The sequence below is a fragment of the Streptomyces glaucosporus genome, assembly GCF_039533345.1.
Taxonomy (GTDB): Bacteria; Actinomycetota; Actinomycetes; order Streptomycetales; family Streptomycetaceae; genus Streptomyces; species Streptomyces glaucosporus.
Genome location: NZ_BAAATJ010000035.1, coordinates 23,658 through 40,210 on the forward strand (window position 1 = coordinate 23,658; position 16,553 = coordinate 40,210).

Annotated in this window: 14 protein-coding genes; 4 read left to right on the forward strand and 10 right to left on the reverse strand. The window is 75.5% G+C overall.

Going from position 1 to position 16,553, the window contains the following annotated elements:
• The first annotated feature begins 254 nt into the window (after positions 1 to 254).
• Positions 255 to 1,214, forward strand: coding sequence for a DUF3048 domain-containing protein (locus tag ABD358_RS26090; protein WP_344633599.1), 960 nt, complete (start codon positions 255 to 257; stop codon positions 1,212 to 1,214).
• Positions 1,215 to 1,272: 58 nt separating this feature from the next.
• Here the strand turns inward: ABD358_RS26090 and ABD358_RS26095 are convergent, their stop codons facing one another.
• Complete coding sequence (locus ABD358_RS26095; protein WP_344633600.1) at positions 1,273 to 2,070, reverse strand: PaaX family transcriptional regulator C-terminal domain-containing protein; 798 nt, start codon at positions 2,068 to 2,070, stop codon at positions 1,273 to 1,275.
• 146 nt (positions 2,071 to 2,216) lie between these two features.
• Between ABD358_RS26095 and ABD358_RS26100 the strand changes: the two genes are divergently transcribed.
• Together ABD358_RS26100 and ABD358_RS26105 are read left to right on the forward strand one after the other, a co-directional pair.
• On the forward strand, positions 2,217 to 3,854 hold the full coding sequence (locus tag ABD358_RS26100) for an acyl-CoA dehydrogenase family protein (RefSeq protein WP_344633601.1): 1,638 nt from the start codon (positions 2,217 to 2,219) through the stop codon (positions 3,852 to 3,854).
• A 229-nt stretch (positions 3,855 to 4,083) separates the two neighbouring features.
• Positions 4,084 to 4,644: a hypothetical protein gene (locus ABD358_RS26105; RefSeq protein ID WP_344633602.1), complete on the forward strand. Its 561-nt coding sequence runs from the start codon at positions 4,084 to 4,086 to the stop codon at positions 4,642 to 4,644.
• Between the two features lie 4 nt (positions 4,645 to 4,648).
• Here the strand turns inward: ABD358_RS26105 and ABD358_RS26110 are convergent, their stop codons facing one another.
• The 9 genes from ABD358_RS26110 to ABD358_RS26150 all read right to left on the reverse strand — a co-directional run bounded on the left by ABD358_RS26110 (position 4,649) and on the right by ABD358_RS26150 (position 15,880).
• Positions 4,649 to 5,458, reverse strand: a complete 810-nt coding sequence (locus ABD358_RS26110) for an endo alpha-1,4 polygalactosaminidase (RefSeq protein WP_344633603.1) — start codon at positions 5,456 to 5,458, stop codon at positions 4,649 to 4,651.
• Positions 5,455 to 6,144 carry a spherulation-specific family 4 protein gene (locus ABD358_RS26115; protein ID WP_344633604.1) on the reverse strand — a complete coding sequence of 230 codons (690 nt, stop codon included), beginning with the start codon at positions 6,142 to 6,144 and terminating at the stop codon, positions 5,455 to 5,457. The genes ABD358_RS26110 and ABD358_RS26115 overlap by 4 nt, the downstream gene beginning before the upstream one ends.
• On the reverse strand, positions 6,141 to 7,082 hold the full coding sequence (locus ABD358_RS26120; RefSeq protein WP_344633605.1) for an NAD-dependent epimerase/dehydratase family protein: 942 nt from the start codon (positions 7,080 to 7,082) through the stop codon (positions 6,141 to 6,143). Before ABD358_RS26120 ends, ABD358_RS26115 begins: the two co-directional genes overlap by 4 nt.
• A 9-nt stretch (positions 7,083 to 7,091) precedes the next feature.
• Positions 7,092 to 7,805 carry a nucleotidyltransferase family protein gene (locus ABD358_RS26125; RefSeq protein WP_344633606.1) on the reverse strand — a complete coding sequence of 238 codons (714 nt, stop codon included), beginning with the start codon at positions 7,803 to 7,805 and terminating at the stop codon, positions 7,092 to 7,094.
• A 159-nt stretch (positions 7,806 to 7,964) separates the two neighbouring features.
• Entirely contained in the window at positions 7,965 to 8,966 is a 1,002-nt protein-coding gene (locus ABD358_RS26130) for an SDR family NAD(P)-dependent oxidoreductase (protein ID WP_344633607.1), read from the reverse strand.
• Positions 8,967 to 9,135: 169 nt separating this feature from the next.
• Positions 9,136 to 10,689, reverse strand: coding sequence for a hypothetical protein (locus ABD358_RS26135; RefSeq protein ID WP_344633633.1), 1,554 nt, complete (start codon positions 10,687 to 10,689; stop codon positions 9,136 to 9,138).
• A gap of 5 nt (positions 10,690 to 10,694) precedes the next feature.
• Positions 10,695 to 12,227 (reverse strand): GT4 family glycosyltransferase PelF, encoded by a 1,533-nt coding sequence (pelF, locus tag ABD358_RS26140; protein WP_344633608.1) that lies wholly within the window; start codon positions 12,225 to 12,227, stop codon positions 10,695 to 10,697.
• A 46-nt stretch (positions 12,228 to 12,273) separates the two neighbouring features.
• Entirely contained in the window at positions 12,274 to 14,667 is a 2,394-nt protein-coding gene (locus ABD358_RS26145) for a hypothetical protein (protein WP_344633609.1), read from the reverse strand.
• A 625-nt stretch (positions 14,668 to 15,292) separates the two neighbouring features.
• Positions 15,293 to 15,880, reverse strand: a complete 588-nt coding sequence (locus tag ABD358_RS26150) for a dihydrofolate reductase family protein (RefSeq protein ID WP_344633610.1) — start codon at positions 15,878 to 15,880, stop codon at positions 15,293 to 15,295.
• 69 nt (positions 15,881 to 15,949) lie between these two features.
• Here ABD358_RS26150 and ABD358_RS26155 point away from each other — a divergent pair, with 69 nt between their 5' ends.
• On the forward strand, positions 15,950 to 16,525 hold the full coding sequence (locus ABD358_RS26155) for a TetR/AcrR family transcriptional regulator (protein WP_344633611.1): 576 nt from the start codon (positions 15,950 to 15,952) through the stop codon (positions 16,523 to 16,525).
• Positions 16,526 to 16,553: the final 28 nt, after the last annotated feature.

Sequence of the window (16,553 nt, forward strand, 5' to 3'; positions counted from 1 at the left end):
GGTGGGCGGCCCGGAACCGGATCCGGGCCGCCCTCCCCCGCCGGTGCCGCCTCCCCCGTCAGTGCCGCCTCCCCCGCCTCACGCGCCGCGCGGGACGGTGCCCGGGGTGGCGTCCCGCGCTGCCGGGGCTGCCTGGGCGCCGCCGTCCGGCCGGGCGGGCGGACATGAAACCGCCCGTCCCGGTCAAGTGATGGAAGGGGAGCGGACGAGTGGCCGGGCGGCGCGGCCGGGCCCGGCCGGAAGGGCGGCGAACGATGGGAAGCGGACGGATCGGGGTGCGGGCCGCCCGGGCGTCGGCGGTGCTGCTGGTGCTGGCCGCCGTCCTGGCGGGCTGCCAGGGCGGCGGCGTGCCGGAGGGGCGCTCCCCGTTCACCGGCGAGCGCGTCGGGGACCCGGCGGCGCCGGTGCTCGCGGTGAAGATCGACAACGTGCCGGCCGCGCGCCCGCCCACGGGGCTGGAGCGGGCCGACATCGTGTACGTGGAGCAGGTCGAGGCGGGACTGACCCGTCTGCTGGCCGTGTACTCCTCCGACCTGCCGCCCTCGGTGGGTCCGGTGCGCAGCGCCCGGGAGTCCGACATCGAGCTGCTGCGGCAGTTCGGCGAACCGGCGCTGGTCTACTCCGGGGCGCAGTCGAAGCTGGTCCCGGTGCTGGAGGACTCCCCGGTGCACCTGCTGCCGCCCGGCGCGGCCCCCGGCGCGTACTCCCGCGCCCCGGACCGTTCCGCGCCGCACAACCTCTACGTCGAGCCGGGGGCCGCGCTGGACGCCGCGCCCGACGGCGTGAGCGGGGCCGATGACATCGGCTTCCGCTTCGGCGCCGCCCCGGAGGGCGGCCGGCCCGACACCGGGGAGACCGTCCGCTTCCCGAACGCCGCCGTCTCCTTCACCTGGTCCGGCGCGGAGGACCGCTGGCTGGTGTCCATGGACGGCAGGCCCGCGACCACCTCCGGCGGCGACCGGCTGGGCGCTCCGACGGTCGTCGTCCAGCGCGTGGCGATCCGCGACTCCCGGTTCGGGGACCGCGGCGGCAACATCACCCCGTACTCCGACACCACCGGCTCCGGCGAGGCGACGGTGCTGCGCGGCGGGCGCGCGTACGAGGCGCACTGGTCGCGGCCGGCGCCGGAGGACGGCACGGAGTTCACCACCCCGGAGGGCGGGCCGGTGAACTTCGCCGAGGGGCAGGTGTGGGTGGTCCTCGCCCCGCGCTGACCGCCGGACGGCGGCCCGGACGCGGGATCTGAGGCGGGACCTGCCGCGGGCGGGGCCGTCAGGGCGCCGTGTGGCGGCGCAGGACGGCGCGGAGGTCGGCCTCGAAGGCGTCGTAGCGGCGGCGCAGCGCCGTGCCCGGCCAGTCGCCGGGCAGCAGTTCGGCGGGGAGCAGGGGGTCGGCGAGCAGGTGGCGCAGGGCCGCCGCCGCGACCGTGAAGCGCCGGGCCAGGTCCCCGGCCTCCTCGGCGGCGTCGGCGGCGTCCACCAGCGCGCGGGCCCCGGCGGCCCAGCCGTCCAGATCCCACAGGGCGGCGGCGAGGGCGGCCGGATCGCCCTCGGGGGCGCCGGTGAGGAGCGTGCACTGCTCGGCGACGACGGGCGGGCGGGGACGCACCAGGTTGGCGGGACGCAGCCAGGTGCCCTCGCGGAGTTCGGCCAGCCGCAGGACGGTCATGGCCTGGCGCAGCGCGCCCCGGTCGGCCGCGGCCCGGCGCTCGGCGGTGACGACGGCGATCTCCCACTCTCCCCGCCAGTCGCGGGTGCGGGGGGCGCGGCTGTCGTCCTGGCGGGCCTGGCGGGCGAGGAGGCGCCTGGTGAGGGCGTAGGCGCCGTCGGCGCGCTGGTCGAGGTCGCCGGCCGCGACCATCCTCGACAGCGCCACCCGCACGGTGCCCTCGGCGATCCCGAACAGCTCCCCCACCTTCACCAGGGTCCTGGCGGGCAGGGCGGGCGGGTGGTGGCCGAGCAGGGTGCTGAGCACGATCGAGCGGGCCGTCAGGGGGCGCGGGGCGGTCGGGGCGCCGCTGCCCGGGCGGGCGGGGACGCCCGTGCCGTCTGTTCCGTCTGTGCCGTTCATGAGCGGCGCCATCCTAGCCACCGGGCGCGTTACAGCCTTCCGCCACGTGTCCGGGATCTGTAATGTCAGAGTACGGGGCCCGCCCTTCCCGGCGTCCTTCCCCAGCCGTCCCGCCGTCCCGCCGCCTTCTGCCGCCGGAGGTCGCCGTGAGCGCCACCCACGAAGTGATCAACCAGCCCCCGCCGCTGACGTCCTTCACCGCGGCGGACGAGCCCGCCGTGCTGGAGGCGCTGCGCCGCCACGGCGCCGGGTGGGCCGAGCCGGAGGTACGGGAGCTGGGCGCCCTGGCGGGTTCCCCCGAGGTCCAGGACTGGGCCCGGATGGCCGAGGAGACCCCGCCCCGCCTGCGCACCCACGACCGCTACGGCCACCGCGTGGACGAGGTGGAGTTCCACCCGGCCTGGCACCGCCTGATGGCCGCCGCCGTGGAGCACGGACTGCACGCCGCCCCCTGGGCCGACGACCGCCCCGGCGCGCACCTGGTCCGCGCCGCCAAGTTCCACCTGTGGTCCCAGGCCGAGGCCGGACACGGCTGCCCCGTCTCGATGACGTACGCCGCCGTCCCCGCGCTGCGCGCCCAGCCCGGGCTGGCCGCCGCCTACGAGCCGCTGCTGACCGCCCGCGCCTACGACTTCGGGCTGCGGCCCCCGCTGGAGAAGGCCGGCCTGGTCGCGGGCATGTCGATGACGGAGAAGCAGGGCGGCTCGGACGTCCGGGCCAACACCACCGAGGCCGTCCCGGCGGGCGACGGCAGCTACCTGCTCACCGGCCACAAGTGGTTCACCTCCGCGCCGATGAGCGACGTCTTCCTGGTGCTCGCGCAGGCCCCCGGAGGGCTGACGTGCTTCCTGCTGCCGCGCGTCCTGCCCGACGGCACCCGCAACGCGATGCGTCTGATGCGGCTGAAGGACAAGCTGGGCAACCGCTCCAACGCCTCCTCCGAGGTCGAGTACGACCGGGCCGTGGCCTGGCCGGTGGGCGAGGTGGGCCGCGGGGTGCGCACCATCGTGGAGATGGTCAACATGACCCGCCTGGACTGCGTGCTGGGCAGCGCGGCGGGCATGCGCGCCGCGCTGCGGCAGGCCCTCCACCACACCACTCACCGGCGGGCCTTCGGCGCCGCGCTGATCGACCAGCCGCTGATGCGCTCCGTCCTGGCCGACCTGGCGGTCGAGTCGGAGGCCGCCACCACCCTGGGGCTCCGGCTGGCCGCGGCCGTGGACGCCGCGCAGGCGGGCGACGAGTCGGAGGCCGCCTTCCGCCGGCTGGCCTCGGCGGTCGCCAAGTACTGGGTGTGCAAGCGCGGCAGCGCGCACACGGCCGAGGCGCTGGAGTGCCTGGGCGGCAACGGCTACGTCGAGGAGTCCGGCATGCCGCGCCTGTACCGCGAGGCGCCGCTGCTGTCGATCTGGGAGGGCTCGGGCAACGTCGTCGCCCTCGACGTGCTGCGCGCCCTGACCCGGGAGCCCGCCGCGCTGGACGCGGTGCTGGCCGAGGCGGACGCCGCCGCGGGCGCCGACGCCCGGCTGGACGCGGCCGTCGCGGGCGTACGGGCCATGCTGCCGGAACTGAAGGACCCGGTGGGCGCCCAGTTGCGCGCCCGGGTCCTGGCCGAGCGGCTGGCGCTGGTCCTCCAGGGCAGCCTGCTGGTGCGCCACGGTTCCCCGGCCGTCGCCGACGCCTTCTGCGCCTCCCGGCTCGGCGGCGAGTGGGGCCACGCCTTCGGCACCCTCCCGCCCGGCACGGACCTCGGCGCGATCCTGGACCGCACCCGCACCGAGTGACGCCCCGCCCCGCCCCGCTCCTGGTATCCGGAGCGGTGCCCCAACTCCTTTGCTAACTTGGGCGCTTGACGCTGGGCATTACGGGCCGGGGGCGGCAGTGACGTCCGCGGGCGGAGCAGCCCGGACGTCACTGCCACGAGCAGCGCCAGGAGCGCGAGGGCGTCGGCAGACGACCCGCGTCACACCACCTCCCGGAAGGGTGTCCGTGCGTCGCACACTTCTCATCGCCATGGCGGTCGTCGTCGCGGTCGCCGCCGCAGTCGTCGGCTCGTTCGCCTACTTCGGCGACAAGGCGCTTTCCGACCTGGACAGGCAGGAGAAGGAGTGCTGCTGGGCGGACGGCGCCACCCCGGAGTGGATGAGCGAGGTGATCGGCGTCGAGATCCCCGCATCCGCCACCGACCGCCGCGCCGGATACAAGATCGGCTCCCGCCTCGACACCGGACTCCTCGCCTTCACCCTGCCCAGCAATGAGGCGGAGAAGTATCTCGTGGCGTTGAACCCGGGAGGGGCTGTGACAGTCGAGAATCTCCGCCCACAGCCCAAGGATTACAAACCCGCCGCGGCCTTCGCACATCTGGGGCTGCCGGAACCGGAGACGATCAGGGAGGCGCGGCGGGGCGGCTTCTGCGACGGTGATCTGGATTCACCCGAAGGCAAGGAAGCGAACTACTGCGTCAAACTCTTCGCCCATGAATTCAAGCCGGGCAGCACGCGGATCTACCTGCGGTCGACCATCGAGCCGGCCGTGAGTCCGCTGCCCACCCCGATCGTGTCGGCCGGGGACTGATCCGTCAGCAGGTGCGGAGCCAGGCGTCCAGGGCGAGGCGTTTGCGGATCGAGCTGAGGTCCAGGCGGCGCGAGGTGCCGCAGAACTCTCCGGTGGGCAGGGCGTATTCGGCGTGGAAGACGGCCTTGCCGCTCGCCGTGAACGGGGCGAGTTTCGCGCACTCGCCGAACTCGGCGCACTCCTCGTTGACGGCGAAGTCGAAGTCGTCCACCAGTTCCGGGATCTGGTCGAGGTCGTTCTTCAGTCCGACCGCCAGTCCCCGCTCGTGGGCGAGCCGCGCGACCATGCGGTTGAACGCCAGTTGGTGGGCGGCGGTGAGGGGGAAGCCGGTGTCGTTGCGGTAGCCGTCGAGGAGGTCGGGTTCGACGGCGTCGAAGCCCTTCTCCGCGCACATGTCCATCCGGGCGGCCAGGATCGGGCGCAGCGCGTCCAGGCGGCGGATGTCCACCCAGCGTTCGCCGGGCCACCCGTTGCCGCGGCCCAGGAGGGAGGGCGGGTAGGCGTCGCGGTCGGGCCGGAAGTCCTCCCAGGCGCCGGCGTTGAGGTAGCAGATCACCTTCCGGCCGCGGGCGTGGAGGGCTGCGACGGTCTCCGCGCCGTTCTCGAAGCCGTCGATGTCGTAGACCTCCGCGTCCACGTCCATCTCGATCCGGCCCTGGAGCTGCCACTGCCAGGTGGTGCCGGGTTCGGGGCGCCAGCGCTCGCGGGACGGGCCGGGTCCCGGGCGGCCGGGGTCCGAGCCGGGGTCGGAGCAGGCGGCCGTGAGCAGCAGCAGGAGGGCGCAGAGCAGCCGGGCGACCGGGCGGCGGGTCATCCGGCCTCGCCTCCGCAGGCGTCCGCGGCCAGGGGTGCCGACCGCCAGGGGTTGGCGCCCCGGCCCGGCACCGCGCAGTGCACCGCGGCGCCGCGCTCGTGCGCCGTGCGGGCCGCCTCGCCGCCCAGGTGCTCGGGCACGGCGTACACCAGGTGGCAGAAGCGGTACGGCGGGTGGGAGCGGGTCCACTCCGGGACCGCGGCGCGGCGGTAGTCCTCCCAGCGTCCCTCGAAGGTGACCAGCAGGTCGGCCAGGTGCGCGTAGCGGGGGTCGGGGTGGGTGCCCGGGTTGAGGACGGCGGTGGCCGCGCCCAGCAGCCGGGCGGCCCGCACGGTGCGGCGGTAGCGGGGCAGGGACGCCGCGTCGGCCGCGACCCGGTCGAGGAAGACGCCGTCCGCGCCGTACCAGCGGCGGTGGCGGTGGACGTCGCGGAGCACGGTGCGGGCCGGGCGCGCGCCGTAGGCGGTGTCCACGTACCCCAGCAGCGGCACCCCGGCGCGGCGCAGCCGGGCGGCGGCCGCGGTGAAGGCGGGGTCGGGGTAGGGTCCGGGGCCGTCGGCGGCGTTGAGGACCACCCCGTACAGCCTTCCTGACTCCCCGGCGAGCACCTCCCACGCCTCCGGGTCCACGGAGGGGTGGACGTACAGCGGGACGAGGAGGTGGCCGCGGGGTTCCGTCGTGCTCACCGGGGCGCCCCCTCGCGTGCGCCCGCCGTCTCCTCCCACAGGTCGGCGAGGGACTCCTCCAGGGTGCGGCGGGGCCGCCAGCCGAGGGCTTCGAGGGCCGCGGCGATGTCGGCCCGCTGCCAGGCGACGGCGGCCGAGCGTGACGACCCGGCGCCCTCCTCGTCGATCCGGCCGCGGAATCCGGCGGCCCGGGCCAGCGTCCGGGCGATGTCCCGCACGGGGCGGGCCCGGCCGCCGGCGATGTTGAGCACGGGCGGCAGCGGGCCGGGGGCGAGGGCGGCGTCGGCCGCGGCGCGGGCGACGTCGCGGACGTCGACGAAGTCGCGGTGGGCGGACAGGTCGCCGACCCGCACCACCCCGTCGGGGGCGGTGCGGCGCAGTTCGGCGGCGAGCCGGCCGGGCAGGGAGGCGGGCGGCGCGCCGGGGCCGACGGGGTTGAACACCCGCAGGACGACGGCGTCCAGGCCGGAGCCGGTGACGGCCAGGGTGCCGGCCAGTTTGGCGGCGCCGTACAGCCCCACGGGGCGGGCGGGGTGGGCCTCGGCCAGGGGGCGGCCCGGCTCGCCGGGCCCGTACTCCGCGGCCGAGCCGAGGTGGACCAGCCGGGCGCGGGGCGCGGCCTCGCGCAGGGCCGCGCAGAGGGCGGCCGGGCCGCGGGCGTTGGCGCCGGTCAGCGCCACGGCGTCGCCGCCGACCGCGCCCGCGCAGTTGACCACGGCGTCCGGGCGCAGGTCCGCCAGGAGCGCGGCGAGTTCGGGCACGGGCACGGCGGCCAGGTCCACGGCGAGGCCCGCGGCGGGTTCCCCGGCCGGGCCGGGGGCCGGGGAGGGGCCGGGGGCGCGGCCCGCGCCGAGCACCCGCACGCCCGGTCGGGCGCGCAGGTGCTCGGCGGTGTGCCCGCCCAGATAGCCGGTGGCTCCCAGGACGAGTACGCGCATGTCGGAGGGTCACGCTCCCTTGATCAGCCGGCCGCGGCGGGCGGTGAACTCGGCGTTGGCCCGGTCGTAGTCGTCGGGCCGTCCGATGTCGAGCCAGTAGCCGTCGAACTCGTAGGCGTGCGGCGGGGTGCCGTCCGCCAGCAGGTCGAGCACCACCTCGTCGAAGCCCAGCGGCAGTCCGGGGGTGTAGCGGGTGAGGGTGTCGCGGGAGACACCGTAGACGCCCATGGAGACGCGGTAGTCCATGCTGGGCTTCTCGGCGAAGCCGACGACCTTCCCGGCCTCGGTGTCGAGCACGCCGAAGTCGATGTCGACGGTGCGGACGTGGGTGGCGATGGTCAGCGGCGCCCCGGCGTCCCGGTGGGTGCGGAGCACCTCGGCGAAGTCGAGGTCGGTGAGGATGTCGCCGTTCATCGCCAGGAAGTGCTCCGGGAGCCGGTCGAGCATGGTCAGCAGCGGCCCCATGGTGCCCAGCGGGCTGTCCTCGGTGGTGTAGTCGACGCGCAGGCCCCACTGGGAGCCGTCGCCGACGTAGGCGCGGATGATGTGGCCGAGGTGGCCGATGGCCAGGGTGCAGCTGGTGAACCCGGCGTCGGCGAGCTGCCGCATCACGATCTCCAGGATCGCGTGCCGGTCGCCGATGGGCACCAGCGGCTTGGGCAGGGCGGTGGTGTAGGGACGGAGTCGGACACCCTTGCCTCCGGCCATGATGACTGCGTGCATCGGTGCTGTCCTCTCCACGAGAGCGGTGACGGATGGGTGGGACGGCGGTGCTCGGGTTCGGTCGTGCGGCGGGCGGTCCCCGGCCCGGTCCGGTTCGGGCCGGACGCCGGGTCGGGCGCCGGGTCGGACGTTGTAGCCGGGTCAGACGTTGTAGCCGGGTCAGACGTTGTACAGGTCGGTCTTGTAGCGGGCGAGGTTCGCCGGGTCGCGGAAGAAGTCGATGGTGCGGGCCAGGCCGTCCTCCAGGCTGTGGCGCGGCGCCCAGCCGGTGGCGGCGCGCAGCCGGGAGGCGTCGCAGACCAGCCGCATCACCTCGGAGTCGGCCGGCCGTACGCGCTGCGGGTCCTGGACGACCTCCACCTCGGCGTCCATCAGCTTGCCGATGAGCGACACCAGGTCGCCGATCGCGATCTCGCCGCCGGTCCCGGCGTTGAGGGTGCGGCCGACGACGTCCCCGGCGGGGGCGGTGCCCACGGCGAGGAAGGCGGCGGCGGTGTCCTTCACGTAGGTGAAGTCGCGGGTGGGGCGCAGGTCCCCGAGGGTGATGGTGCGCTGTCCGGCGGCGATCTGGCCGATCACCGTGGGGATGACGGCGCGCATGGACTGGCGCGGCCCGTAGGTGTTGAACGGCCGCAGGGTGACCACGGGGGTGCCGAAGCTGGCGTGGTAGCTGTCGGCGAGCCGGTCGCCGCCGGCCTTGGAGGCGGCGTACGGGGACTGGGTGTTGATGGGGTGGTCCTCGGTGATCGGCACGGTCTGCGCGGTGCCGTAGGTCTCGCTGGTGGAGGTGTGCACCAGGCGCGGGATCCGGAGGTGCCGCACGGCCTCCAGCACGTTGAGGGTGCCGGTGACGTTGGTCTCCACGTAGCTGTGCGGGGCCCGGTAGGAGTAGGGGATCGCGATGAGCGCGGCCAGGTGGTAGACGGTCTCGACGTCCTTGACCAGGCCGTTGACCGAGCCGGGGTCGCGGACGTCCCCGAGGACGATCTCGACGTCCTCCAGCACGTCCTCCGGCAGGGTCTCCAGCCAGCCGAAGGACGAGAAGGAGTTGTACTGGACCATCGCGCGCACCCGGTGGCCCTCGGCGACGAGCGCCTCGACCAGGTGGGAGCCGATGAATCCCTCGGCGCCGGTGACGGCGACCGTTGGTGCTGCGGACACGGGTCTCTCCTCTTCCACCGGTTCTGCACCGGTTCTCCTGCCGGTCCCGGGCCTGTTCCGGGCCGGTTCCGGGTCGGTTTCTCCGTCGGTTCTCGTGCCGGTCGTTCCGCCGGCCGCCGCCGGGGCGGCAGCCGGCGCGCGGGGCCGTGGGGCCGGCGCGCGGGCCGGGTCAGCGGTGGGCCGTGATCCGGCCGAGCAGGGCGGTGACCGCGGCGAGCAGGACGACGGCCGCGGCGCCGCACACGGCGAGCTGGACGGCGGCGGGTCCCGTCGCGCCGGGCGCCCGCCACACGAGCGCGGCGGCGGCGGCCCGGGCGGCGGCCAGGACCACCGCGGCGGGGGTCCGGGCGGCGCCGAACGCCTGGAGCAACAGCCCCGTCCACAGCACCGCGCCGAGGGCCAGGACCGCCGCCGGCCGGACCGGGTCCTCGGGCGGCCCGCCCGTCCAGATCCCGCCGACGGCCAGGACGAGGGCGGCCAGGACGGCGAGGTACCCGGCCAGGCACAGGCCCAGGGCCCGCGCGGCCCGCCACCGCAGGCCGGCGGGGGTGGAGGAGGCGGCCAGCGCGGCGAGCGCCAGGCCCCGGCAGCGGTACAGCAGCCACTCGGCCGCGCCCATGCTGAGGGTGAGGGCGACGACCACGGGTCCGGCCGGCGCGGCCCCGGCCCCGTGCCCGGCTGCGGCACCGAACGCCCCCCCGAGCGCGTCACCGAGGGCGGCCAGGGTGGTCAGCACACCGCAGCCCAGGCCGAACAGCCCGTAGGGCAGGGACTCCGGCCAGGCGGGGACCGCGCCGCCCGGACCGCCGGGCCCGTCCCGGTCGCCTGCGGCCCGGACCGTCTCCCGCGCCGCCACCGCCGACACCGCGCAGACGGTGCCGGCGAGGACCGCGGCGCGGAGCGCCGCGGGCGGGTCGGCCAGGGGCAGCAGCGCCGCGCCCGCCGTCAGCGGCAGCAGGGCGGCCAGCAGCAGCCTCTCGCGGCCCAGCACCAGCAGGGTTGTGGCCGCCGCCAGGTACACCGCCTGCCCGGCGGCGAAGGCGAGTGCCGCGCCGGGGGTGGGGACGGCGGCGGGGAACGGCAGGGCCGCCAGGGCGGCCACCGCCGCGCCCGCGGGGGCGCCCGTCCGCAGGACCCGTCCGGCCGCGGCGCGTCCGCCCGTGGCCAGCGCGGCGTACGCGCGGTGGGCGAGCGCCTGGTTCCAGGCCCAGCCGGCGAGCGCGGAGGCGGCCAGCGCGCCCGTGCCGGCGGGCAGTCCGAAGCGGTCGGGCGCCCCGGTGAGGAAGGGCGCGGCGAGGGCGTAGCCGAGACCGGGGAGGGTGAACACCAGCCCCCTCAGCAGCGCGGCGAGCGGGTCGGCCCGCCAGGGGTCGGGGGCGGGCGGGGGTTCGGGGAAGGCGCGCGGCACCCGGGCGTACAGCTCGGCCGCGGCCTCGAAGGTGTCGCTCCGCCCGTAGCGGCGCTGGATCTGCTCGTTCGTCAGGCCCTGGGCCTCCAGGTGGGCGGCGATCTCGTCGGGGTGGACGGCCGCGGCGCACACCTCGGCGGTCTCCTCGGCGAGTTCGTCCAGCGGGTCGGCGGCCCAGCTCGGCCGCCGCCGCGGCCGGCGTGCCGGGGCGGTGCCGGAGGCGTGGCGGGCGCCCGGGCCGGGGCGCGGGGCGGGGTCCCGTGCGGGGCGGGGCAGTGCGCGGGGTTCGGGCGCGCCGGGGACGAGTCTGAGCATTCCGCTCACCGGGCGCCTCCCGCGGCCCGTGCCAGGGCGAGGATGGGGGCGTCGGCCCGCTCGTCGTACCGTCCGGTGCGCCGTTCGCCGTGCCGTCCGGGCCCGGCGAGTTCGTGGTAGATGTCGCGGAAGGCGCTGATGGTCTGCCGGAGGGTGAACTGCTCGATCACCCGCAGCCGGGCGCCCTCGCCCATCCGGGCCCGGGTCTCCGGTTCGTTCAGCAGCCGCAGCGCGGCCCGTGCCATGGCCTCCGGGTCGCGGGGCGGGACGACCAGGCCGCACTCCCCCACCGCCTCGCGCACTCCGCCCACGTCCGTGGAGACGGTGGCGCGTCCGCAGGACATGGCCTCGATCAGGGTGAAGGGGAAGCCCTCGCTGACGCTGGAGAGCATCACCACGTTCCCGGCGGCGTAGGCGTCGCGGATGTCCTCCACGCGCCCTTCGAAGGAGACGCCCTCGGCGACGCCCAGTTCGGCGGCGAGCTTCTCCATCTCCGTCCGGTACGCCTCCGAGACCTTCGGGGTGCCGCCGAAGATCCGCAGCCGGGCCGCGGGGATCTCCTTGCGGACCAGGGCGAAGGCGCGGATGAGGGTGGCCAGGTCCTTGATGGGGTCGATGCGTCCGGCCCAGCTCAGCGTCGGTTCCGCCGGTTCGGGGCCGGCGGGCGGGAACGCGGCGGGGTCGACGCCGTTGTAGACGGTGCGTATCCGCTCGGGCGGGGTGCCGCCGTGCTCCTCCCAGCGGCGGTTGTAGCGGTTGCCGGGGGTGACCAGCGCGGCGCGCCGGTAGCCCTCCTCGGCCAGCAGCCGGAAGAAGCCCAGCATCACCGCCTTGACCGGCCACCGGTACGGTTCGGCGCGGCTGCTCAGATAGCGTTCGCGCAGGTAGACGCCGTGTTCGGTGAGCAGGAACGGTACGCCGCGCCGGTGGTGGGCGACGAGTGCCGGCAGGGTGGCCAGTCCGCCGCTGACCGCGTGGGTGATCCCGTCGGTCACCGGTGGGGCGGCCAGGGGGCGCAGGGCGTGCTCCAGCAGGTCGACGGCGGTCAGGGCGTCGTGGAGGGTGGGCCGCGCGGCGGCGGTCGGCAGGCCGGGCCGGTTCCACAGGCGGGCGAGGGTGCGCGCGGCGCCCTCCGAGCGCAGGGCGGGCGAGAGTTCGCCCCGGTCGGCGTGGTCGGCGAGGGTGTGGAGCGCGGCGGGGAACAGCTCCTCCGCCCCGGGGTCGAGGAGGCCGAGCAGGAAGTCCTCCAGGTCGGTGAGGAGGCGGCGCAGCCGCGCGCCGCGCGGGGCGCGCCCGGGCGGGGGCGGGCCCCACAGCGGGACGGTGCGGACCTCGCGGACGTGGGCGGGCAGGTCCCAGACGGGTGTCTCGTCCCCGGTGCCGGTGACGGCCAGGACGCGGAAGTCGACGTCCGGCATGCCGTGCACCAGCTGGTCGCACCACACGCTGACTCCGCCGTGGCTGTGGGGGTAGGTGCCCTCGGTGAGCAGGGTCACCGAGGGTGTGCCGAAACGGGGTTCGGCGAGCGGTCCGTGCATGGCGGTTCGTCGTCTCCGGAAGGCGTGACGGCGGTCGGGCCGGCGTCTAGCGGACGGTGGTGTCCCCGGGGCCGTACGGCACGGGGTCGGCGACGCCCGCGGGCACGGGGGGTTCCCCGGCGGGTTTCCCGCCCGGTGCCGCTTCCTTGTCCGGTGCCGTCTCCTTGTCCGGTGCCGTCTCCTTGTCCGGTGCCGTCTTCCCGTCCGGCGCGGGGGACCGCGCGGTGTCCGGGGTGATCGCGCCGCACAGCTTCTCCAGCAGGCCCAGGAGGTCCAGCAGGCGCAGGAACTCCGGGAGGCACCGGGGGTCCTGCGGGTCGCCGGGGGTGTCCGGGTCGTCAGGGGTGCCGGGGTCGTCCGGGGTGTCCGGCTGCTCCCCGGGGGCGCCGTCCAGTCGGAAGACGGCCGCCTGTCCGTCCCCGGCGGGCAGCGCCCAGCCCGAGCGCAGGCCGGCGTAGGGGCCGCCGAAGGCCCGGTCGGTGCCGTCCGTCCGCCGGGTGGCGCCCTCCGGCAGGGTGAGGGGGACGTGCATCCCGTCGGGGGCGGTGACGGTGACGGTGTCCCCGGTGCGGTGGGCGGTGACGTCCCCGGCGTCCAGCGCCGCCTTCCAGGCCGCGCGCCGCCGCAGTTCCTCGCCGATGTCCTTCATCGGCAGGTTGACCAGCGGGGTGTTGCCGGCGAAGAGGTCCGCGTAGCCGTCCAGGATCCGGTTGAGGACGGGGTAGGCGATGCGGTCCTCGGCCAGGTTGGACTGGTGGACGAAGTGCGGCCGCGGGTCGTTGGCCAGGACGTGCCGCAGGGCGATGTCGGCCTCCAGCGGAACGATGTACGACTCGTAGCCGGTCTCCGGGTCCAGCGGGGCGTCCAGGCAGGTGGTGGTGGAGGAGCCCTCGCAGATCCCGCTGCCGCCGTCGGAGGCGCGGGTGTAGAGCCAGTTGTACTCGTCGACCTGCTCGGCGGCGCGGCCCGCGTTGTAGAAGACGTTCATCGGGTGACGGGGGACGGTGCGGGCGGGGCCGGCGGTGCGCTGCCCGGGCTCGCGGGAGGCGTCGGAGGCCAGCCAGGTGACGCCGGTGTCGGTGAGCGCGGGGCCGAGTTCGGGGTTGTCCCGCGGCTGCTGCGGCAGGACGGCCAGGCCGGAGTGCTCGCCGGTGACCAGTTCGGCCGGGTCCACGGTGAGGCCGTTGGCGGCGGCCCAGGCGAGGTTGTCCCGGATCTGCGCGGTGATGGCGGACCGGTCCGTCCAGACGGTGTCGCCCCGCTCGTCGGTCTCGCACCGCCACGGCACCGCGGTCACGTTCTGCACGCAGCCGAGGAAGGGGTGGTCGTAGGTGTGGTTGATCCAGCGGTGGGCGTCCCGGTCGGCCAGGAGCCGGTCGGCGAGGGGGTCGGCGCCGCCGTTCTCCGCGCGGTGGGTGACGCTGCCGCCGCCGTTGAAGGCCAGGTCCAGGGTGAAGTCTCGGTCGGCGGACCACTGCGCGGCGTACTCGGCGTCCGCCGGGGTCATGCGGATCGTGTCGGGCTCCAGGCCCTCGCCGGCCGTGCCGCAGTCCACGTCGCCGGGGGTGCAGTTCAGCTCGGTGTTCCAGCGGTCGTCGGCGGCGAGGACGTCGTCGACGTGGACGGCGAAGTGGTTGCGGTCGGCGCCCAGGTGGACGCCCTGGGTCAGCCAGGCCACGATGCCGCGGGCCAGCAGCCGGAACTGCCGCTGGTACCGGTTGTAGACGAAGGTGACGACCAGTTCGCGGCGGCCGTCGTGGGCGTACTCGCCGACCAGCGAGCCGCGTGCGGTGCTGCCGGGGACGGGCGCGTCGACGTAGGAGGTGAAGGCGGCGCCGTCCGGCGGGTCGGCCAGCGGGGTGGCCAGGTAGCCGTAGCTCTCGTCGATTCCGGGGTCGTTGTCCTCGAAGGGCACCTCGCCGTCGAGGTAGCCGAACGGGCCGGCCTTCCCGGCGTCCGTGACGTGGGCGGTGATCCCGTCGAGGGGGCCCGCGTAGCCGGGGTCCTGGGGCCGGTTGAGCCCGACGGCCGGGGAGGCGTAGGTGTAGGCGTTCACCTGCCGGATCCCGAACGCCGCCTCGTAGGCGGCCAGCGCGGCCGTCTCGGGCGAGCCGGCGCCGAAGGGGTTGTCGTGGGGCAGCACCACGCCCTGGTACTTGGCGCGCGGGCGTCCGTCCACGGTGTCGGCGAGGAAGTCGGCGTCCACGGTGGGGCGTTCGCCGTCGGACAGGTCGACCGTGGTGTACGGGGTGCCCGCGCCGTCGAGCGCGGCGGTGACGGCGTCGATGGCGGGGCCGCCGTCGTCGACGACCAGGACGCGCAGGTCGATGCGTGGTTCGAGGTTCTCCGCGGGGTCGGCGGCGGCGGCGCCGACCGGTATGAGGGCCGCCAGTAACGCCGCCGCGACGCAGGTCGCGGCGGCACGGATCGTTCGCCTCATGGCTGTTCTCCCCCCGGGGCGGCGCGCGAGCGGGGCGCGCCGGCCTGTGTGAACGGCGCTCGGACACCGTGCGGCGGTGCCCGTCCGCGCCTGTTTCTCCCCTTCGGCAGGTGGTGGCCGGCCGCACCCGGGGCTCCCCTCCCCGGTCGGTGTGCGGCGGACACCGCGGGCGTCCGGACGCGGCCGGGTTCCCGGGACGGTGCTCCCCGGGTGCCGTCGGCCTGTCGGTCGCCCAGCCTTATAGTGCGCCATCGCCGGTCCTCCCGAACGTCCCCTCACCAAGACGTCGGGAGCCGTTCGTCTTTCCGTGACCGGAATTCAACGGAGCGCGACCGCCGCGGCGTGCTCCGCCGGTCCTTCCGTGCGGGGCGGCGCTCCCCTCGCACGCTGCACCATTAATGGTTTAGACCAGTTCTCGGGACGGAATGCGCCGCAGCGCACGGAAGCGACGCTTCCGACATACGCTCACCCGAAAATCGGCCGAATGACGACGGTTCGCTTTGCCGCCTTCCCCACGCCTTCGCCCCATTCGACCCCTCCCCATTCGCCCCGCCCCGCACGGCTGCGGCCGGGGGCGGGCGGCACCGGACGACCGCGTCCGGGCCGCGCGCCGCTCCCGGCCGCGTCAGCGCCGGACGTACCAGGTGACGGTGACGTCGTTGGCGAACGACCTGCGGTCGGCGACCTTGAAGAGGGTGGGGCCGAACTCCCCGTTGAACGCCGGGATCCCGGCCCCGGCGACCACCGGGTAGCTCTTGACGACCAGTTCGTCGATCTCGGGCAGCAGCGCTCCGGCGAGGAGGCCGCCGCCGCAGAGCCAGATGTCCTTGCCCTCCTCCTGTTTGAGGTCGCGGACCAGGGTGAGCGGGTCCCCGGAGACCACGGTGACGGCCGGGTCGGTGTCGGGCGGGAGCGTGCTGGACACGACGTACTGGCGCAGGTGGGCATAGGGGCTGGTGATGCCCGCGTCCAGCGCGGGGCGGTAGCTGCCGAGCCCCATCAGCACGGTGTCGAAGCGCCGGTTCGGCGCGTCCTCCACCCCCATGGAGGCGCGCCCGACGGTGGGGACGGTCTCGGGGTAGCGCTCGCTCATCCAGGCGCTGTAGGCGGCGCCCTCCTCCCCCTCGCCCACGGGGAAGAAGTCGTACTCCCCGCCGGGCCCGGCGATGCGGCCGTCGAGGGTGACGGCGACGTAGTACACGAGCTTTCGCATGGGATGACTTCCTTCGTAGTACTGTATTTATAGTGGTCACAACGTAGTACTACGAGCGGAGTGGTGTCAATGGTGCGCAGGAACGACGAACGGAGGGCGGCCCTCCTCGACGCCGCCATCGAGGTCCTGGCCGGGCGGGGAGCGCGGGGGCTGACCTTCCGGGCGGTGGACACCGAGGCCGCCGTGCCCGCCGGCACGGCCTCCAACTACTTCGCCAACCGCGACGAGCTGCTCTTCCAGACGGCCGCGCGGGTCTACGAGAGGCTGCACCCCGACGAGGCGACGATCGCGCGGCAGCGGGCCGCCGAACCGAACCGCGAGACCTACACCGTGCTGATGCGTGAACTGGTCGGCCGGGTCAGCTCTTTCCGGTCGGGCTACCTGGCCCTGCTCGAACTGCGTCTGGAGGCCACCCGGCGTCCGCGGCTCCGGGCACTGCTGACCGAACGCATCCGCGCCGACGTCGACGCCAACGTGTCCTACCACGAGGAGTCCGGCCTGCCCGGCGACGCGACCGCGGTCCGGCTGCTGTACCTGGCGCTCAACTGGCTGATCGTCGAGCAGCTCACCCTGCCCGAGGTGTTCCCGGAGGCCGAACGCGAACAGCTCGTCGCCGCCGCGGTCGAGCGCATCGTGACGCCGTAGCCGGGCGCGCGGAACCGGCCCGCGCGCC